Annotated in this window: 17 protein-coding genes and 1 pseudogene; 8 read left to right on the top strand and 10 right to left on the bottom strand. The window is 75.1% G+C overall.

Going from position 1 to position 18,262, the window contains the following annotated elements:
• The 4 genes from ABD317_RS19350 to hemB all read left to right on the top strand — a co-directional run.
• On the top strand, positions 1-656 hold a 656-nt coding region (locus ABD317_RS19350), incomplete at its 5' end, for a glutamyl-tRNA reductase (RefSeq protein WP_486389018.1).
• Positions 653-1,717 (top strand): hydroxymethylbilane synthase, encoded by a 1,065-nt coding sequence (gene hemC, locus ABD317_RS19345; protein WP_344291203.1) that lies wholly within the window; start codon positions 653-655, stop codon positions 1,715-1,717. The genes ABD317_RS19350 and hemC, both read left to right, overlap by 4 nt.
• A 128-nt stretch (positions 1,718-1,845) precedes the next feature.
• The gene (locus ABD317_RS19340) at positions 1,846-3,417 is read left to right on the top strand and encodes a bifunctional uroporphyrinogen-III C-methyltransferase/uroporphyrinogen-III synthase (protein ID WP_234020158.1); all 1,572 of its coding nucleotides are present in this window, start codon (positions 1,846-1,848) and stop codon (positions 3,415-3,417) included.
• Positions 3,418-3,611: 194 nt separating this feature from the next.
• Complete coding sequence (gene hemB, locus ABD317_RS19335) at positions 3,612-4,616, top strand: porphobilinogen synthase (protein ID WP_344291202.1); 1,005 nt, start codon at positions 3,612-3,614, stop codon at positions 4,614-4,616.
• Positions 4,617-4,656: 40 nt separating this feature from the next.
• On the opposite strand, the gene ABD317_RS19330 is transcribed toward hemB, so the two are convergent.
• The 4 genes from ABD317_RS19330 to ABD317_RS19315 all read right to left on the bottom strand — a co-directional run bounded on the left by ABD317_RS19330 (position 4,657) and on the right by ABD317_RS19315 (position 8,826).
• Positions 4,657-5,313 carry an NUDIX hydrolase gene (locus ABD317_RS19330; protein ID WP_344291201.1) on the bottom strand — a complete coding sequence of 219 codons (657 nt, stop codon included), beginning with the start codon at positions 5,311-5,313 and terminating at the stop codon, positions 4,657-4,659.
• An 11-nt stretch (positions 5,314-5,324) separates the two neighbouring features.
• A complete protein-coding gene (locus tag ABD317_RS19325) occupies positions 5,325-6,830 on the bottom strand; it encodes a hypothetical protein (protein ID WP_344291200.1) in 1,506 nt (501 codons plus the stop codon).
• A gap of 180 nt (positions 6,831-7,010) precedes the next feature.
• Positions 7,011-7,673, bottom strand: a complete 663-nt coding sequence (locus tag ABD317_RS19320) for a class I SAM-dependent methyltransferase (RefSeq protein ID WP_344291199.1) — start codon at positions 7,671-7,673, stop codon at positions 7,011-7,013.
• Between the two features lie 28 nt (positions 7,674-7,701).
• A complete protein-coding gene (locus tag ABD317_RS19315; protein ID WP_344291198.1) occupies positions 7,702-8,826 on the bottom strand; it encodes an NAD(P)/FAD-dependent oxidoreductase in 1,125 nt (374 codons plus the stop codon).
• A gap of 56 nt (positions 8,827-8,882) precedes the next feature.
• On the opposite strand from ABD317_RS19315, the gene ABD317_RS19310 reads away from it, so the two are divergent.
• Positions 8,883-9,479, top strand: a complete 597-nt coding sequence (locus ABD317_RS19310; protein WP_344291197.1) for a helix-turn-helix domain-containing protein — start codon at positions 8,883-8,885, stop codon at positions 9,477-9,479.
• Positions 9,480-9,551: 72 nt separating this feature from the next.
• Here the strand turns inward: ABD317_RS19310 and ABD317_RS19305 are convergent, their stop codons facing one another.
• The 4 genes from ABD317_RS19305 to argS form a co-directional block, all read right to left on the bottom strand.
• Positions 9,552-10,385 (bottom strand): alpha/beta fold hydrolase, encoded by an 834-nt coding sequence (locus ABD317_RS19305; RefSeq protein ID WP_344291196.1) that lies wholly within the window; start codon positions 10,383-10,385, stop codon positions 9,552-9,554.
• Positions 10,386-10,455: 70 nt separating this feature from the next.
• On the bottom strand, positions 10,456-10,701 hold the full coding sequence (locus ABD317_RS19300; protein WP_344291195.1) for a type II toxin-antitoxin system RelE family toxin: 246 nt from the start codon (positions 10,699-10,701) through the stop codon (positions 10,456-10,458).
• Positions 10,698-10,949 (bottom strand): type II toxin-antitoxin system Phd/YefM family antitoxin, encoded by a 252-nt coding sequence (locus ABD317_RS19295; RefSeq protein WP_344291194.1) that lies wholly within the window; start codon positions 10,947-10,949, stop codon positions 10,698-10,700. Before ABD317_RS19295 ends, ABD317_RS19300 begins: the two co-directional genes overlap by 4 nt.
• A gap of 39 nt (positions 10,950-10,988) precedes the next feature.
• Positions 10,989-12,836, bottom strand: a complete 1,848-nt coding sequence (argS, locus tag ABD317_RS19290) for an arginine--tRNA ligase (RefSeq protein WP_344291193.1) — start codon at positions 12,834-12,836, stop codon at positions 10,989-10,991.
• 121 nt (positions 12,837-12,957) lie between these two features.
• Between argS and lysS the strand changes: the two genes are divergently transcribed.
• A complete protein-coding gene (gene lysS / locus ABD317_RS19285; protein ID WP_344291192.1) occupies positions 12,958-14,679 on the top strand; it encodes a lysine--tRNA ligase in 1,722 nt (573 codons plus the stop codon).
• Between the two features lie 95 nt (positions 14,680-14,774).
• Here lysS and ABD317_RS19280 read toward each other — a convergent pair whose 3' ends face one another.
• On the bottom strand, positions 14,775-16,004 hold the full coding sequence (locus ABD317_RS19280; protein ID WP_344291191.1) for an MFS transporter: 1,230 nt from the start codon (positions 16,002-16,004) through the stop codon (positions 14,775-14,777).
• A 203-nt stretch (positions 16,005-16,207) separates the two neighbouring features.
• On the opposite strand from ABD317_RS19280, the gene ABD317_RS19275 reads away from it, so the two are divergent.
• On the top strand, positions 16,208-16,576 hold the full coding sequence (locus ABD317_RS19275; protein ID WP_344291190.1) for a YciI family protein: 369 nt from the start codon (positions 16,208-16,210) through the stop codon (positions 16,574-16,576).
• Between the two features lie 2 nt (positions 16,577-16,578).
• The gene (locus ABD317_RS19270) at positions 16,579-17,805 is read left to right on the top strand and encodes an RNA polymerase sigma factor (RefSeq protein ID WP_344291189.1); all 1,227 of its coding nucleotides are present in this window, start codon (positions 16,579-16,581) and stop codon (positions 17,803-17,805) included.
• 72 nt (positions 17,806-17,877) lie between these two features.
• Here the strand turns inward: ABD317_RS19270 and ABD317_RS19265 are convergent.
• Positions 17,878-18,262, bottom strand: a pseudogene (locus tag ABD317_RS19265) (DUF2637 domain-containing protein); the annotation flags it as partial.

The following is an 18,262-nucleotide window of genomic DNA, read 5'->3' as shown; positions in this document are numbered from 1 at the left end:
CGGGCGCTGGCGCGCCGGGGCTCGGCGGGGTGGGCGTCGGTGGTGTGGGCGCGCCGCCCGGCGGCCGCGCGCTGGGCGGCGGCGGGGTGGGCGGTGGCGGGACTCCGTCCGGAGCTCTCTCCGGCCCCGCCGGAGGCGTTCTGGCGTTGCTGGACCTTGCCATGCCGCGTGATATCGATCACGCACTGCACGACACCCCCGGCGTCCGGTTCGTCGACATCGAGACCCTCGCCGGCGCCTCCGCCGACGCCCCCATGGCCGCCGACGTGGACCAGGTGCGGGCCATCGTGGCCGAGGAGGTCGAGGTCTTCGGCGCCGCGCAGCGGGCCGCCAGCATCACGCCCACCGTGGTCGCGCTGCGGACGATGGCCCAGGACGTCGTGGCGGGCGAGATCGCCCGTTTGGAGGGTAGGCTGCCGGGGCTCGACGAACGTCAGCGGGCCGAGGTGGCGCAGACCGTGCGCCGCGTCGTGGACAAGCTGCTGCACGCGCCGACCGTACGGGTCAAGGAGCTGGCCGCCACCCCGGGGGGAGCCGGGTACGCGGACGCGCTGCGGGAGCTCTTCGACCTCGACCCGGCCACCGTCGACGCCGTCAGCCGCGCGGACACCGGCCGCGCCGCGGCCAGCGCACGCAGTGAACGGGAGCCGTCATGACCGCAGCCAAGCCGACGCCGGCGACACCGGCGAGCGCGGCGCAGGCGCGGGCGCAGGAAGCGCCGCGCTTCCGGCGCCCGCTGCGCCTCGGCACGCGGCGCAGCAAGCTCGCGCTCGCGCAGTCCGAGCGGGTTGCCGAATCGGTACGCCGCCTCACCGGCCGCTCCGTCGAGCTGGTCGAGATCACCACGTACGGGGACGTGTCCCGGCAGCACCTGTCCGAGATCGGTGGCCAGGGCGTCTTCGTCGCCGCGCTCCGCGAGGCCGTCGGGCTCGGCGAGGTGGACCTCGCGGTGCACTCGATGAAGGACCTGCCGACCGCGCAGCCCGACGAACTGGTGATCGCCGCCGTCCCGCCCCGCGAGGACCCGCGCGACGTGCTCGTCGCCCGCGACGGCCGCAGCTTCGAGCAGCTGCTCGCCGCCGGCGGCCGGCCCCGTGTCGGCACCGGCTCGGCGCGCCGCGCCTGCCAGCTGCACGCCTGGGCCCGCTCCCTGGGCGGCGCGATAGAGACCGTCCCGGTCCGCGGGAACGTCGACACCCGCATCGGGTACGTACACGAGGGCCGGCTCGACGCCGTCGCGCTCGCCGCCGCGGGGCTCAGCCGCCTCGGCCGGCTCGGCGAGGCCACCGAGCTGATCCCCCTCGACGCAGTCTTGCCCGCCCCCGGCCAGGGGGCCCTGGCGGTCGAGTGCGCCTCGTCGAGCGCGCACCTGGCCGCCCAGCTCGCGCAGCTCGACGACCCGCAGACGCGGGTCGCCGTGACCGCCGAGCGGACGCTGCTCGCCGCCCTGGAGGCCGGCTGCAGCGCGCCCGTGGGTGCGTTCGCCGACCTGCACGCGGAGGGTCCCTCCGGGGCCGACGAGGGCACAGCGTCCACTGCCACCGAGATGCGCCTGCGCGGCGTCGTCGGCACCCCCGACGGCACCGCGCTGGTGCAGCTGTCCGCCACCGGCCCCGTGCCGGCGTCGCCCGACGACGCCGTGGCGCTCGGAAGCGAGCTCGCCGAAGAGCTGCTCGCCAAGGGTGCGGCCGGTCTGATGGGGGAGCGAGCACTTTGAGCCCCACGCCTTCGACCCGTAAGGCCAGCGCGTCGGCGCGTACCGCAGCGACCGGCGCGGCCCGCCCACCCGGCCCCGCCGCCCGCGGGCACGTCACCTTCCTCGGCGCGGGACCCGGCGATCCGGGACTGCTGACGCTGCGCGCCGTGGAAGCGCTGTCTGCCGCGGACGTCCTGGTCGCCGACCCGATGGTCCTGGCAGTCGTGCGCGCCCACGCGCGCGCCGGCGCGGTCACGCCGCCGGCACCGCCGGCTCCGGGAGTCGACGTACCGCCAACTACCGCTGACGCAGGCCATCTTGTCATGGAGGCCGCGCGCGCCGGCAGGCGGGTCGTGCATGCCGTCGCGGGCGACCCGGGCCTCGACGGCGGCGCCGCGCAGGCCATGCGCGAGTGCGCCGCCGAGGGCATCGCCTTCGAGGTGGTGCCCGGCGTCGCGACCGCCGTCGGCGTGCCCGCGTACGCCGGGGTGCCGCTGCACGACCCGCAGGGCACCGACGTGCGGGTCGTGGACGCGGCGACCGCCTCGGAGCAGATCTGGGGCGAGGCGGGCGCCAGCGACTGCACGCTGGTGGTGCAGACGTCCCTGGAGGACATCGCGGCGACGGCCCGCGAGCTGGTCGCCGCCGGCCGCAAGCCGGACACCCCGATGACGGTGACCCTCGCCGGTACGACGACGCGGCAGCGGACGTTCAGCGCCACGCTCGGCAGCGTCGCGCAGGTGCTGAAGTCGGCGAAGGTGCTGCCGTCGCCGGACGCCGGGCAGGCGGTCATAGCGGTCGTCGGCGAGCAGAGCGCGCCGGCGCGCCGCGAGCAGCTGGCCTGGTTCGAGTCCAAGCCGCTGTTCGGCTGGCACGTGCTCGTGCCGCGGACGAAGGAGCAGGCCGCGTCGCTGTCCGAGCAGCTGCGCTCGTACGGGGCGGTGCCGCACGAGGTGCCGACGATCGCCGTCGAGCCGCCGCGCACGCCGCAGCAGATGGAGCGGGCGGTCAAGGGCCTGGTCACCGGGCGGTACGAGTGGATCGCCTTCACCTCCGTCAACGCCGTCAAGGCGGTGCGGGAGAAGTTCGAGGAGTACGGGCTCGACGCCCGCGCCTTCGCCGGGATCAAGGTCGCCGCGGTCGGCGAGCAGACGGCGGCGGCGCTGGTGGAGTTCGGCGTACGGCCCGACCTGCAGCCCAGCGGCGAGCAGTCCTCGCACGGGCTGCTGGAGGACTGGCCGCCGTACGACCCGGTCTTCGACCCGATCGACCGGGTGTTCCTGCCGCGCGCCGACATCGCCACCGAGACGCTGGTGGCGGGGCTGAAGGACCTCGGCTGGGAGGTCGACGACATCACCGCGTACCGCACGGTGCGCGCCTCGCCGCCGCCGGCCGAGACCCGCGAGGCGATCAAGGGCGGCGGGTTCGACGCCGTGCTGTTCACGTCGTCCTCGACGGTGCGGAACCTCGTCGGCATCGCCGGCAAGCCGCACAACGTCACGGTCATCGCCTGCATCGGGCCGGCGACGGCGAAGACGGCGGAGGAGCACGGGCTGCGCGTCGACGTGATGGCGCCGGAGCCGTCCGTGCACAAGCTGGCCGAGGCGCTGGCGGAGTTCGGCGCGCGCCGCCGGGCGGCGGCGGTCGAGGCCGGGGAGCACGTCACCCGGCCCAGCGAGCGCAGGCCGCGGCGGCGGGCGCGGACGACGACCACGAGCTGACGCGGGGCCGACCGCGGGCCGGCGGGGAGCCGGCTCCGGGCCGACGGGGGCCGCCGCGGGGCGGTCCGGCGGGGGCGTACGGTGGAAGCCATCCGGCCCCCCGCCGCCCGGTCGGGGGGCGCGTCCGTCGGCGGCCCCCTGCGACGGCGGGGCCCCGGGCGCCGTAGGAGCACCGCCCACGGAGGTAAGCACACATGTCCGGCACCGACGCCCCGCTCACCGGCCCCGTCGTACGCCCGCGGCGGCTGCGCACCACGCCCGCCATGCGGCGCATGGTCGCCGAGACCCGGCTGGACCCGGCGGAGCTGATCCTGCCCGCCTTCGTACGGGAGGGGCTCGACGAGCCGGCGCCGATCGCGTCCATGCCGGGCGTCGTGCAGCACACCCGCGACACCCTGAAGAAGGCCGCCGCCGAGGCGGTCGACGCCGGCGTCGGTGGGATCATGCTGTTCGGCGTGCCGGAGGAGCACAAGAAGGACGCGGTCGGCTCGGCGGGCACGGACCCCGACGGCATCCTGCAGGTCGCGCTGCGCGACGTGCGGGCGGAGGTCGGGGACGACCTGGTGGTCATGTCGGACGTGTGCCTGGACGAGACCACCGACCACGGGCACTGCGGGGTGCTGGACGCCGCCGGCCGCGTCGACAACGACGCGACGCTGGCGCGGTACGCGGGGATGGCCGTGGTGCAGGCCGACGCGGGGGCGCACGTGCTGGGGCCGAGCGGCATGATGGACGGCCAGATCGCGGTGATCCGCGAGGCCCTGGACCGCGCGGGGCACCAGGACACGGCGGTCCTCGCGTACACCGTGAAGTACGCCTCCGCGTTCTTCGGGCCGTTCCGCGAGGCGATCAACTCCTCGCTGCAGGGCGACCGGAAGACGTACCAGCAGGACGCGCCGAACGCCCGCGAGGCGCTGCGCGAGCTGTCCCTCGACCTCGCCGAGGGCGCCGACATGGTGATGGTCAAGCCGGCGCTGCCGTACCTGGACGTGGTGCGCCGGGTCGCCGACGAGGCGGACGTGCCGGTGGCGGCGTACCAGATCTCCGGCGAGTTCGCGATGGTGGAGGCGGCGGCGGAGCGCGGCTGGGTCGACCGGGACGCGGCGATGATGGAGACGCTGACGGGGATCAGGCGGGCCGGCGCGCGGCTGATCCTGACGTACTGGGCGATCGAGGCGGCCCGGAAGCTGCGCGGCTGAAGCCCGGTGGTCCGGCACCCTGCGCGCCCTCACCACCCGTTCACGCCACGCCCTTCAGCAGCCCCGCCAGGCGGGCGCGGGTCAGCACGGCGATGGTGAAGGCGTCGGTGATCCGCCCCGTGCGCACCAGGTCCTCGGCTCCCGCCGGGGACACGTGGAACAGCCGGCGGATCCCCTCCCCCCGGCCGGGCTCGCCGTAGCCGTTGATGTGCACGGCGTACAACTCGGTGTGTCCGCCCACGAGGCCGGTGTCCGGGTGCAGCCGGCCCAGGGGGACGATCTCCCGGGCCGTCGCGCCGATCTCCTCCGCGATCTCCTTGGCCGCGTTCTCGGGAGCGCTCAGCGCCGGAGTGCCGAAGCCGCGCGGCACCTCCACGTGCCAGCCGCGGGTGGCGTGGCGGAAGTGCTCAAGGAGCACCACCTCCGCCCCGCCGCCGAGCAGCGGGAGCATCACGGTGCCGGGGGAGCCGGGCGCGTCGAGCAGGCGGATGTACGTGCCCCGCCGGCCGTCCGGGAAGCGGACGGGGTCGCGCACCACCATCACGTACGGGTCGCGGTAGACCACCCCGACCGGAATTCCGTCCACCGCGGTCACGTCGTCCAGGATCTCGATCCCGCCCGGTTCGTTCACGAACAGCCCGGGGCGGTCGCGGCGCAGCTTCAGGTAGGGCTCCAGCGGGTCCTGCTCGGCGGTCATCCGTCCTCCGCTCACTCGGGTGCGGTCACCTGCTGGTCCGCCTCGTTCGCCACCGTGTCGCGCCCGGCGGGACGGGTCTCCCGGCCGTAGGCGCGCAGGATCGTCTCCCAGTCCCTGCGCAGGCTGCGCAGGCGCAGCGTCGGCAGGGTGATGCTGTGGCCGAGGCCGCCCCGGGACGCGCGGGCCTCCTGGAACACCAGGCGCATCACCAGCGGCCCCGCGACCACGCCGACGGCGTCGAGCGAGCCGCTGAGCAGGGTGGCTTCGCCCGAGGCCAGCCGCAGGACGATCCCCGGCGACTCCAGCACCAGCATGACGCCGATCTCGCGCTGGAACGCCCCGGGGCCGCGGCTGATCTTCCGCGCCCGGCGCAGCATCCGCGCGTGCAGCCGGGCGATCCGGGCGGTGGCGGCGGCGAAGTCGTCGGGCGAGGGCACCAGGTCGGCGGTGAAGCCTGACGTGACGAAGCCGCCGAGCGCGTCGATGTACGCGTGCCAGTCCTCCTCCTGGCGCAGCGCGACGACCTCGGTGAGCGAGAGGCTGCCGTACGAGTTAGGTCCGTCGACCGCCCGGTGCAGGGCGTCGGCGAAGACGCCGCGCAGCAGCGTGCCGAGCGCCTCGGGGTCGGCGACCGGGTCGGCCGCGGCGGCGGTCAGCTCCTGAAGGGTGCTGCGCGGCGGGGACTGCGGCGGGGTGGCGGCGACGATGTCGGCGGCGGCCGGCACGCCGATGTTGTAGAGCAGGTCGACGAGTTGCTTGGCGGGCAGGATCTGGTCGCCGTCGCGGAGCAGCCGCTCGTGCGGCTGAGTGCCGGGCCGGGTGAAGAAGTTCTCGTAGACCGCGTTGCGGGTGAGGGCCGTGTCGGGGCCGCGCTCGACGGACCAGCGGGCGATGTCGGTGAGGATGCCGCGGCGCAGGGCGTCCGCCTGCTCGACCGGGATGCCGAGGTCCTCGGCGAGGAGCACCGGGTCGAGCCGGTTGAGGGTGGTGACGTTACGGCCGAAGTAGTCCCCGATCCGCTGCGCCGCCGCGCGGTTCGCGTCGTCGTCCCAGGACAGCCGCACGCACGCCGGCTCCGCCTCTTCTTCCAGCAGCCGCTGCCAGCTGCGGTGGATCCGGTCGTCGACGCTGAAGCGGTGCACGCCGTCGCGGGCGAGGTGGGTGGGCCGGTCCGCGGGGTCGCGCTCGCCGAGCAGGAAGGGAACGAGGCTGCCGTCGTTGAGCAGGCGGGCGAACGCGCGGCGGTCGTCGGCGGGAGCGCCGGCGGCGAACGACTCGTACAGCGCCGGGTTGTTGAAGAAGTAGCCGCGGTTGGCGACCAGCGTGCCGCTGTTGACCAGGGCTCTGCGCAGCTCCGCGGAGGCCGCGGCGAACTGCGCGTCGTCCCGGCCGGGAGCGGCGGTCGCCGCCTGCCGGGACGCTGCGGCGGCGGCCGGTAACCACTGGTTGTCCAGGGCCTGGGCCATGACCGGGTACCGGCCGCGGAGATCCTGGAACTCCCACCGTCGCGTCGCCATCGCCCCGCCCCTGCCGGTCGCCGTCGGTCGTGTCGGCGGCCATCTTTCCGCAACGGGGGTGGTGCGCGGCACCCGTATGCCCGAGAAGGCTGCACGTAGCGTGCGGGCGGGCGGCGGCCCGGCGTTCCGGCCGCCGGGCCGCCCGCCCCGGGGCGTACGACCCGGCTCGTACGGCCCGCGTCAGCGGCGGCGCGCCCGCAGTACCGCGTCGTGGTGCTCGACCGGACCGCCGTGTCCGTCGTCGTGGGCGTGCGGCTCGTGGCCCACCGGTGCCGGCCGGGTCCGGACCTCCGCCGTGACGATGTCCCAGTCCGCTGGGACCAGGTCCGCCGCCACGTCCTCCACGGTGAAGTGCACCCCCGGGTGCTCCTCCGCCATCGCCTGGGCCCGCGGGTCCGTCGCGTGGTGGCCGACGACGAGCAGCGTGCCGCCGGGGGCCACCGCCGCCGCCAGGCGGCGGAACAGGGTCTCGCGGGACGCCGTCGTGTGCACGTAGTGCGTGGTGACCAGGTCGAAGGGCGCGCCGTCCGGGACGGTGTCGGTCAGGTCCGCCCGCAGCCACGTGAGGCGCCCGGCGACCTCCGGGCCGCGGGTCTCGGCGTGCGCGCGGGCGCGGTCCAGCGCGGTGCCCGAGATGTCCACGGCCGTCACCCGCCAGCCGCGCTCGGCGAGCCAGATGGCGTCGGCGCCCTCGCCGCAGCCGGCCTCCAGCGCGTTGCCGGGCGGCAGGTCCGCGATCTCGGTCACGAGCTGGGGGTTGGGCCGCCCGCTCCAGACCGCGTCCCGGCCGCGGTACCGCTCCTCCCAGTACGCCTCGCCGAACTCTTCCGTCGCGTTCGTCATCGTTGATCCCTTTCGGTTGCTTCGTACGTCACACGCGCACGCGGCGGGCGGCGACCGCCCGGCGGGCGTCCTCGGCGGCGATGTCGGCGTTGATCTGGGCGCCCGCCATCGCGCCGGCCGCCGCGGCGGCGCCGACCTGGGCGGTCATGTCCGTGACGTTGCCCGCGGCCCACACCCCGGGCACGTCGGTGCGGCCGGTGGCGTCGGCGGTGACGTGCTCGCCCATGCCGGACGGGTGCGCCACGGGGGTGAGGCCCAGGGCGGCCAGGAACCCGCCGCGGGCGACCATGCGCGGGGCCACCGCCAGCGCCTCGCGCTCCACCACCGTGCCGTCCGCGAGCCGCACGCCCGCCAGCCGGTCGCCGGCGACCTCCAGGCCCGCCACCTCGCCGGTGACGACGCGCACGCCGAGGGCGTCCAGCTGCTCGGCGTCCTCGCCGGCCGGCGGCCCGGCGGTGTGCGCGAAGTACGTCACGTCGGCGCTCAGCTGCCGGAACAGCAGCGCCTGGTGCAGCGCCATCGGCCCGGTCGCCAGCACGCCGATCGCCTGGTCGCGGACCTCCCAGCCGTGGCAGTACGGGCAGTGCAGCACGTCCCGGCCCCACCGCTCGCGCAGCCCGGCCACCGCCGGCAGCTCGTCGACGAGCCCGGTGGTGACCAGCAGCCGGCGGGCGCGTACGGACCGGCCGTCGGCGAGCGCGACGGTGAAGCCCCCGGCGCCGTCACCGTCCCCGTCACCGTTCCCGTTCCCGTCGTCGGCCGCCGCGTCGCGGGCGGCCCCGGTGACCTCGCCGGTCACCACGTGCCCGCCGTAGCCGCGCACCTCCGCCCGGCCGCGGGCCAGCAGCTCGCCGGGCGGCATGCCCTCGCGGGCCAGCAGGCCGTGGACACCGTCCGCCGGGGCGTTCCGCGGCGCGCCCGAGTCGATCACCGCCACGGCGCGGCGGGAGCGGGCCAGCATCAGCGCCCCGTTCAGCCCGGCGGCGCCGCCGCCGATCACCGCCACGTCGTAGCTCTCCGCAAGTTCGTCGGTCTGCTCGGTCTGCTCGGTCTGCTCGGCCTGCCGGGTCTGCTGGGCCTGCCGGGTCTGCTGGGCCTGCCGGGTCTGCTCGGCCGTCTCGGTCACGTCGACCACCTCCATGCCGACGACCATGCCGCCCACCAGGCCAGACCCGCAAACAATGTTGCCGGTATGGCAAACTGTTCCGTATGGCTGACCCCGACGACGACCTCGACACCCACCTCACCGCCGTCGGCCCCCGACTGCGCGAGCTGCGCCGCCAGCGCGAGTCGACGCTCGCCGACCTGTCCGCGGACACCGGCATCTCGGTGAGCACCCTGTCCCGGCTGGAGTCCGGCAGCCGCCGCCCGACGCTGGAGCTGCTGCTGCCGCTGGCCCGGGCGCACGGCGTGACCCTCGACGAACTGGTCGGCGCCCCGCCCACCGGCGACCCGCGCATCCACCTGCGCCCGGTCACCCGCCACGGGATGACGATGCTGCCGCTGTCCCGCCGGGCCGGCGGGATCCAGGCGTACAAGCTGATCCTCCCGGCGGGCACCGGGCGGCGGGTGCCGGAGCCGCGCACCCACGAGGGCTACGAGTGGATGTACGTGATGAGCGGCCGGCTGCGCGTCGTGCTCGGCGAGCACGACCTCATCCTCGAACCGGGCGAGGCGGCCGAGTTCGACACCCGGGTGCCGCACTGGTTCGGGGCCGCGGACGACGAGGCGGTGGAGTTCCTCAGCCTCTTCGGCGGCCAGGGCGAGCGCGCGCACCTGCGCGCCCGCCCGAAGTCGGCGTCCTGAGGGCCCCGCGCCCGCCCGCTCGGCGATGACCGTGCGGTGCCGCCTTCCCCGTCGCGGCGGTACGCGGCGCGCCTACTCCTGCGCGTCGAGGAACGTCTGCAGGACGGCGGTCAGTTCGGCGGGGGCGTCCTCCTGCACGAGGTGCCCCGCGCCCTCGAACAGCTCCAGCCGGGCGCCGGGGATGAGACCGGCCAGTTCGTGCGCCTTGGCGACCGGGATCCACGTGTCGTCCGTGCCCCAGCAGACCAGCACGGGGAGGTCGACCTCGCCGTAGCGGCCCTGCACCTCGTCGGTGAAGCGCTGGTCGGCCTGGGCGATCTGGCGGTAGAACGCCGGCCGGCCAGCGGCGTCCGTCCAGGGCGCGACGAGCGCGTCGAGGACGGCCGGGTGCAGCCCGGGGCCCCCGGTGGTGGTGATGTACTCGCGCACCAGCGCGGTGTGCAGCGCCGCCGGCAGCTGCTCGAAGACGGGCGCGTGGTCCCGTACGAGCCGGAAGAACGGCGAGCCCCAGGGGGCGAGGGCGACGGGGTCGACCAGGGCCAGGGCCCGGTACGCGGCGTCGTGCAGCAGGTGCGCGCGCAGCGCGACCGCGCCGCCGAAGTCGTGCGCGACGACCAGCGGCCCGTCCAGCCGCCAGTGGGCGAGCAGCTCGGCGAAGACCCGCCCCTGTGCGCCGAGGGAGACGTCCTGCCCGGCGCGCTTCTCCGACTGCCCGTAGCCGGGCATGTCCCAGACGTACACGGGCCGCCCGCGGGCCAGCGCGCGGGCGACGGCGCGCCAGGTGTACGAGGACCACGGCGTCCCGTGCAGCAGCACCACCGGCCGCCCCCCGGAAGCGCCGAGCCGGTCCCAGCGGACCTCACCGGCGTCGCTTGCGAAGGTCCGGGTCAACTCCCAGCCGCTCATGACGACCAGCGTACGGGAGCGGTTCCGCGCCCCTCGCGAGGTGGTTCGCCAGCCGCGCCTTCGTGCTGCTTCAGGCGCCGGCGCGGCCGAGGTGGAAGACCGCGATCTCCACCACCTCGTCCTTGATCTCGTACCAGACGCGGTACCGGCCCACGCGGAGCCGGTGCAGGTTCTCGCCGTACGAGAGCGACCCCGGCGGCCGGGGATCGGAGGCGAGGGCGTCGGTGGCGTCGAACACCGCCAGAACGCCCTCCCGGTCCTCCTTCGCGTAGAGCCGCGCGGCGGCCAGGGCTTTCGGCTCCCAGGCGACGTTCACTCGTCGAAAACCCGGCGGCGGGCTTCGGCGGCGGGCACCGTGTCGCCGGTCTGTCCCAGCGCCCGGCGCAGCTTGTACTCCAGGACCGCGTTGGCTTCCTCCAGGTCGGCCAGCTCATCGGCGTTGATCAGCACGGCGGCGGGCTGTCCGTGGTCGGTGATGGTGATGCGCTCCCGGCTGTGGGAGGCCCGGCGCACGAGTTGCCCGAAGCGGTTGCGCCCCTCTGTCACCGTATGCGTCAAAGACATGCGAGAAGTGTACACTCACTCGCTGCTTTCGGTGAGTCCTCAGAGGCGTTCCGGGGTGCGGATGCCGAGGAGGGCCATGCCGGTGTGCAGGGTCCTGGCGGTCAGGTCGCTGAGGAACAGCCGGTTCTCCACCTGGGCGGGGGTGTCCGCCTTCAGCACCGGGCAGTGCTCGTAGAAGGTCGTGAAGAGCGACGCCAGCTGGTACAGGTACGCCGCGACCTTGTGCGGCGCGTACTCCTCCGCCGCCTCCGCGACCACCGCCGCGAAGCCGTCCACGTGCAGCCCCAGCGCCCGCTCGGCGGGCTCCAGCGCCAGCTCCGGGTGTGCGGCCGGCCGGGCGCCGTCGCCGGCCCGGCGCAGGATGGAGCGGATCCGGGCGTACGCGTACTGCAGGTAGACCGACGTGTCGCCGTGGAGGGACACCATCTGGTCGAGGTCGAACTTGTAGTCCCGGGACGCGGACGTCGACAGGTCGGCGTACTTCACCGCGCCGATGCCCACCTGCGCGCCGCGCTCCGCGATCTCCTCCTCGGTCAGCGGCGGCACCGCCTTGTCGGCCTTCTCCCGGACGACCGCCGACGCCCGGTCGATCGCCTCGTCGAGGAGGTCCTCCAGCCGTACGGTCGCGCCCGCCCGGGTCTTGAACGGCTTGCCGTCCTTGCCCAGCACGGTGCCGAAGGCCAGCTGCGTCGCGGTCGCCACCGGGCCGTCGGCGGCGCCGTCGCCGGAGCCGTCGCCGTCGGCCAGCCAGCCCATCCGGCGGGCGGTCTCGAAGACCATCCGGAAGTGCAGCGACTGCCGGTGGTCCACGACGTACAGGAGCGTCTGCGCCTTGAGGTGGAACACCCGGTCGCGGATCGCGGACAGGTCGGTGGCCGCGTAGCCGTAGCCGCCGTCGGACTTGCGCACGATCAGCGGGACCGGCTGGCCGTCCTGGCCCTTGATGTCGTCGAAGAACACGCACAGCGCGCCCTCGGAGTCGACCGCGACGCCCGCCTGCTCCAGCAGCTCGCAGGTCTCGTCCAGCATGTCGTTGTAGCCGGACTCGCCGACGATGTCGGCGTCCCTGACCTCCATGTCGAGCTTGTCGAAGACGGAGAAGAAGTACAGCTTCGACTCGTCCACGAACCGCTGCCACAGCGCCCGCGTCTCCGGGTCGCCCGACTGCAGCGCGACGACCCGGCGCCGCGCCCGCTCCTTGAAGGCGTCGTCGGAGTCGAAGACGGCCCGGGCGGCCTTGTAGAGCCGGTTGAGGTTCGACGCGGCCTCCTCGCCCGAGGTGCCGTCCCCGGCGGCCCCGCCGTGGTCCAGCTCGTGCGGGTGCTCGTCCAGGTACTGGATGAGCATGCCGAACTGCGTGCCCCAGTCGCCGATGTGGTGCCGCCGGACCACGGTCTCGCCGCTGAACTCCAGCACCCGTACGAGGGAGTCGCCGATGACCGCCGAGCGCAGGTGCCCGACGTGCATCTCCTTCGCGACGTTCGGCTGGGCGTAGTCGATGACGGTCGTGCCGGGGGCGTCCGCGTACGGCACGCCGAGGCGGTCGTCGGCGGCGCGGGCGGCGAGGTTCGACGTGATCGCCGCGTCCGTCACCGCGATGTTGAGGAAGCCGGGCCCGGAGACCTCGACCTCCGCGAGCACGTCGCCCGCGTCGACCTGCGCGGCCACCTGGCCGGCCAGCTCCCGCGGGTTCGTCTTCAGCCGCTTGGCCAGCGCCAGCATCCCGTTGGCCTGGAAGTCCGCCCGGTCGCTGCGGCGCAGCATGGGGTCTCCCCAGTCCGCAGGGCGAGGGGACGGGTCCGCGGAGGCCTCCTGCGGCCGCACCGCAGCTAGGGCGTCCGAGACACGCTGCCGTACCTGGGTGGCGAGGGACGGGACTGAGGCCATGGTCGTGATCGCCGCTTCCTTGGGGAGGGTGGGGTGAGGCTTCAGTATCCCATGCGGGGCAAGCCGGTTTTGTTTGGGAGAATGGGCCGCGCCAGCGCTGAACAGAGAGGAAGTCAGGACTGTGGGTGCCACCGCCGAGGCCGCCGACTGGGTCTCCCGTTTCGCCGACGAGGTCATCGCCGAGGCGGAGCGTCGCGCCCCCGGCAAACCGGTGGTCTGCGCCTCCGGCCTGTCCCCCTCGGGCCCCATCCACCTGGGCAACCTGCGCGAGGTGATGACGCCGCACCTGGTGGCCGACGAGATCCGCCGCCGCGGCATTCCCTGCGACCACCTGATCTCCTGGGACGACTACGACCGCTTCCGCAAGGTCCCCGTCGGCGTCGAGGGCGTCGACGAGTCCTGGGCGGAGCACATCGGCAAGCCGCTGACCTCCGTGCCCGCCCCGCACGGCAGCCCGCACCCCAGCTGGGCCGCGCACTTCAAGGCGGGCATGGAGGCCGCGCTCGCCGAGATGGGCGTGACGTACCGCGGCATCAGCCAGACGGAGATGTACACCTCCGGCGCGTACCGCGAGCAGATCCTCTTCGCGATGCGGCACCGCGGCGACATCGACGCCGTCCTCGCCGAGTACCGCACGAAGCCGAAGCCGCAGAAGAAGCAGCAGCAGAAGCCGGCCGACGAGGCCGAGCTGGCCGCGGCCGAGGGCTCCGGCGCCGCCGACGAGGACGACGGCCTGACGGCCGGCGGCGCGTACTACCCGTACAAGCCGTACTGCTCGGTCTGCGCGCGCGACCTGACGACCGTCACCGCGTACGACGACGAGACCACCGAGCTGACGTACACCTGCGCCTGCGGCCACGGCGAGACCGTGCGGCTCGCCGAGTACGACCGCGGCAAGCTCGTGTGGAAGGTCGACTGGCCGATGCGCTGGGCGTACGAGGGCGTGGTCTTCGAGCCCTCCGGCGTCGACCACCACTCGCCCGGCTCCTCCTGGAACGTCGGCGGCAAGCTCGTCGGCATCTTCGGCTGGGAGCGGCCCATCGGGCCGATGTACGCCTTCGTCGGCATCAGCGGCATGGCGAAGATGTCGTCCTCGAAGGGCGGCGTGCCGACGCCCGCCGAGGCGCTGGAGATCATGGAGCCGATGCTGCTGCGCTGGCTGTACGCGCGGCGGCGGCCGAACCAGTCGTTCAAGGTCGCCTTCGACCAGGAGATCCAGCGGACCTACGACGAGTGGGACGCCCTCGTCCGCAAGGTCGGCGCCGGCACCGCGCAGCCGGGCGACGTCGCGGCGTACGAGCGCGCCGCCGGCACCGCCGCCGGGCCGCTGCCCGCGACGCCGCGCCCGCTGCCGTACCGGATGCTCGCCTCGGTGACGGACGTGACCGCCGGCGACGACGAGCAGACCCTGCGGATCCTCGCCGAGGTCGACCCCGGGCGGCCGCTGACGTCGCTGGCCGAGGTGCGGCCGCGGCTGGACCGGGCGGAGCGCTGGATCACCACGCAGGTCCCGGCGGAGCAGCGCACCCAGGTGCGCAAGGACGCGGACGCGGAGCTGCTGGCGTCGCTCGGCGCGGACGAGCGGGAGCTGCTGCGGCTGCTGCTGGACGGGCTGGACGGGCACTGGTCGCTGGACGGGCTGACGACGCTGCTGTACGGGGTGCCGAAGCTGCGCGCCGGGCTGCCGGCGGACGCGAAGCCGACGCCGGAGCTGAAGGCCGAGCAGCGGGCGTTCTTCGCGCTGCTGTACCGGCTGCTGGTGGGGCGCGACACGGGCCCGCGGCTGCCGACGCTGCTGCTGGCGGTGGGGCAGGAGCGGGTGCGCGAGCTGCTGGAGGGCTGACGCGGCGTCCGTGCGGCGCGGCGCAGCCGCCGTTTCGTCGCCGCCCTACCGCCCCACCGCCCCGGCGACCGGTGCCGGGCGTCTCCGTACCGGGGTTATCGCTCGTGTCCCGGGGCCAGGGCGGGCTGCTTCGGTTCCGTGGGCTTCTCGGCCGGGGGCGGGGTGAGGTGGCGGGTGGCTGCGGCGACCGTCACGGCCGCCACGGCGATGCCCACCGCGGTGAGGACCGCGGCCGGGACCGAGAAGCGGTCGATCGCGACGCCCCCCGCGAACGCGCCGAACGCGATGCCGGCGTTGATCGCGGAGGCCGGCAGCGCCTGGGCCAGACCGCCGCCGGGACCCGCCAGGCTGACGACGCGATACTGCAGCGACGGAGCCATGCCGAAGACGCAGACGCCCCAGGCCAGCATCGCCACGGCCACGACGACCGCGTGCGCGCCGAGGACGTACAGGGCCAGCAGGGTGAGGACGCAGCCCGCGGTGCCCGCGACCAGGGTGCCCGCGGCGTCCCGGTCGGCGAACCGGCCGCCGCCGAAGGAGCCGATGGCCGTGGCGGCGCCGTACGCCAGCAGGAACGTCCCGGCCGCCGCGCCGGTGATGCCGGTGACCTCCGCGAGGAACGGCACGATGTAGGTCAGTGCGGCATAGGTGGAGGCGAAGACAAGGAAGCACAGGCCCAGCACGGCCAGGACGGGCGGCGCGAACGCGTGCCTGGCCTGGTCGGCCGCGCTGTCCTCCACCGGCGGCACGGACGGGACCACCGCCACCGCCGCGGCCAGGACGGCGCCGGCGAGCACGATCACGGCCACGAACGTGCCGCGCCACCCGAGCAGGTTGCCGGCCACGGTGCCCAGCGGCACGCCGATGGCGGCCGACACCGAGACACCGGAGATGACCACCGCGATCGCGCGGCCGGCGCGCTCCGGCGGGACGCTCGCGAGGGCCACGGCGAACGCGGTGGCGTCGAAGAGCCCGGCCGCCGCGCCGGTCAGGGCCCGGCCGGCCAAGAGCAGGCCGAAGCTGCTCGTCGTCACCGCGACCACGTTGCCCACGAGGAACACGACGAGCGCGGCGACGAGGACCGTGCGCTTGTCCAGCCGCATCGTCAGCGCGGTCAGGAGCGGCCCGCCGAAGGCGAGGCCGAGCGCGTACGTCGTGACCAGCGCGCCGGCCGAGGAGACCGAGACGCCGAGGTCGTCCGCCATGACGTCGAGCACGCCGACCACGAGCAGCTCCGCGCCGCCCATGACGAACATGCCGAGGAACAAGATGCCGAGCACGCGGTTCGACCGCCGCGCGCCCCGGGAGCCGGCCTGGGTACTCACGAGTCCTCCTGAGTTCGGTGCGGCGGCACCGGATGTGCCGCCGGCTGCTCCGTGGTCGGCGGCGTGGCCGGGAACCGGACACGGGTTCTGGGGAAGAATCGGCGGGAGGCGGCGTGTCCGGTTCGGCGCGGCGACTTCGACCACGGGGCGAGCGGCGGGACGAGGTGTTCCGCCCCGACGGACCCGACGATGAGGAGCGAACCGTGAAGTACCTGCTGATGGTCTACGCCTCGACCGAGGACTGGGAGGCGCTGAGCGAGAGCGAGCGCGCGGCGGAGGACGCGGAGTACCGGCAACTGCTGGCCGACTGCACGGCGTCCGGCGAGTGGCTGGCCGGCGATCCGCTGGCCGGCCCGCCGTCCGGCAGGGCGGTCCGGGTGCGCGACGGGCAGACGCTCGTCACCGACGGCCCGTACCTCGAACTCAAGGAGCACATGGCCGGCTACTGGCTCGTCGACTGCGAGTCCATGGAGCGTGCCGTGGAGATCGCCGCCCGGTTCCCGGACGCCCGGCACTGGGGCGTCGAGGTCAGGCCGGTGCTCGGCTTCGGCGGCCCGACGGACGAGCTGTAGCCGTGGCGACCCCGGACCGGCTGGAGGCGCTGCTGCGGGAGCTGCTCCCGCAGGTGCTGGGCGCGCTGACCCGGCGTACCGGCGACTTCGACCGGTCCGAGGACGCGGTCAGCGAGGCGATGCTGGCGGCCGCGCGGCAGTGGCGTGCCGAGGGCGTGCCGGCCGACCCCCGCGCCTGGCTGGTCACGGTCGCGAGCCGCCGGCTGACCGACATGTGGCGCTCGGAGTCCGCGCGGCGCCGGCGCGAGGTCCAGGTCGCCGAGGCGGAGGCGCGGCTGACCGCCCCGGTGGAGTACGCCGCGGACGACACCGCCGACCTCCTCTTCCTGTGCTGTCACCCGGATCTGTCGCCGGCGTCCCGGGTGGCGCTCACCCTGCGGGCGGTCGGCGGGCTGACCACCGCCGAGATCGCGGCGGCGTTCCTGGTGCCGGCCGACACCATGACGCGGCGGATCTCCCGCGCGAAGCAGACGGTCGCGGCGGCCGGCGGCGGGTTCGGGGTCCTCGACGCCGCGACCAGGTCCGAGCGGCTGCCGAGCGTGCTGCGGGTGCTCTACCTGATCTTCAACGAGGGCTACTCGGCCGCCGCCGGGGCGGAGCTGGCGAGGGTGGAGCTGTCCGGCGAGGCGATCCGGCTGACCCGCCGGCTCCGCGAGAGCCTGCCGGACCAGCCCGAACTGGCGGGCCTCCTCGCCCTGATGCTGCTCACCGACGCCCGCCGCCCGGCCCGGCTCGACGGCGACGGCGGGCTGGTGCCCCTGGAGGCGCAGGACCGGAGGCTGTGGCGGCGCGAGCTCGTCGACGAAGGCGTCGCGATCCTCACCGGCGTCCTGCCGCGGCCGCCGGCCGGGCCGTACCGGCTGCAGGCGGCGATCGCCGCGGTCCACGACGAGGCGGAGCTGGCGCGGGACACCGACTGGCCGCAGATACTCGGGCTCTACCGCTTCCTGGAGCGGGTGGATCCGAGCCCGATGGCGCAGCTCGGCCGCGTGGTCGCCCTCGCGATGGTCGAGGGCCCGCGGGCCGGCCTGGCCGCCTGCGAGGAGCTGGCCGGGGAGCTGGGCGGTCACCACCGGTGGTTCGCCGTACGCGCCCACCTGCTGGAGGACGCGGGCGAGACACAGGCCGCCGTACGCGCCTACCGCGAGGCGGCCCAGCGCACCGCCAGCCTGCCGGAGCGCGACTACCTCACCCGCCGCGCCGACCGGCTCAGCGCAGCCCCGGACTGACGTGCCACACCTGCGGCGGGGCACGGGGCCGCGGGGCGGGGCGCCGCGGGGCGCCCCGCGGCGCCGCCGGGGTCAGGCGGTGCCCATGTCCTGGTTGTAGCGGGCCTTCAGCTCGGGGAGGTACGTGCGGAGGTAGCGCTCGCTGAGCGCGGTGCCGTCCGCGTACCGCACACCGTGGACGTCGCGCAGGTAGCGGCCGAAGGGGCGCGGGGAGGGGAAGCGGCCCTCGTCCAGGACGAACTGGCGGTAGAAGCCGAAGAGCGCGTCGTCGTACGGAACGCCGTCCGGCAGGCCGACGACCTCGTCGGGGTCGGCCGCGAGCGCGGCGGGCGGCTCCGGCTCGGGCGGCGGCTCGGGCTGTCCGGGTTCCGCCTCCGGCCCCGGGGGCGGCGGAGCGGCGAAGGACGGCGCCGGCGCGGGCCGCGGGTGGCCGTTGACTGCGGCGGGCGCGGGCGCG

The sequence above is a fragment of the Streptomyces synnematoformans genome (assembly GCF_039531005.1).
Classification (GTDB): Bacteria; Actinomycetota; Actinomycetes; order Streptomycetales; family Streptomycetaceae; genus Streptomyces; species Streptomyces synnematoformans.
The sequence above is the reverse complement of the archived record's forward strand: the minus strand, read 5'-3'. Positions and strand labels throughout refer to the sequence as shown.

Coding starts and splice junctions, on each gene's coding strand:
- hemC (WP_344291203.1), top strand. CDS start 653: ATGACCGCAGCCAAGCCGACGCCGGCGACACCGGCGAGCGCGGCGCAG.
- hemB (WP_344291202.1), top strand. CDS start 3,612: ATGTCCGGCACCGACGCCCCGCTCACCGGCCCCGTCGTACGCCCGCGG.
- ABD317_RS19330 (WP_344291201.1), bottom strand. CDS start 5,313: ATGACCGCCGAGCAGGACCCGCTGGAGCCCTACCTGAAGCTGCGCCGC.
- ABD317_RS19325 (WP_344291200.1), bottom strand. CDS start 6,830: ATGGCGACGCGACGGTGGGAGTTCCAGGATCTCCGCGGCCGGTACCCG.
- ABD317_RS19320 (WP_344291199.1), bottom strand. CDS start 7,673: ATGACGAACGCGACGGAAGAGTTCGGCGAGGCGTACTGGGAGGAGCGG.
- ABD317_RS19315 (WP_344291198.1), bottom strand. CDS start 8,826: ATGGTCGTCGGCATGGAGGTGGTCGACGTGACCGAGACGGCCGAGCAG.
- ABD317_RS19310 (WP_344291197.1), top strand. CDS start 8,883: ATGGCTGACCCCGACGACGACCTCGACACCCACCTCACCGCCGTCGGC.
- ABD317_RS19305 (WP_344291196.1), bottom strand. CDS start 10,385: ATGAGCGGCTGGGAGTTGACCCGGACCTTCGCAAGCGACGCCGGTGAG.
- ABD317_RS19295 (WP_344291194.1), bottom strand. CDS start 10,949: ATGTCTTTGACGCATACGGTGACAGAGGGGCGCAACCGCTTCGGGCAA.
- argS (WP_344291193.1), bottom strand. CDS start 12,836: ATGGCCTCAGTCCCGTCCCTCGCCACCCAGGTACGGCAGCGTGTCTCG.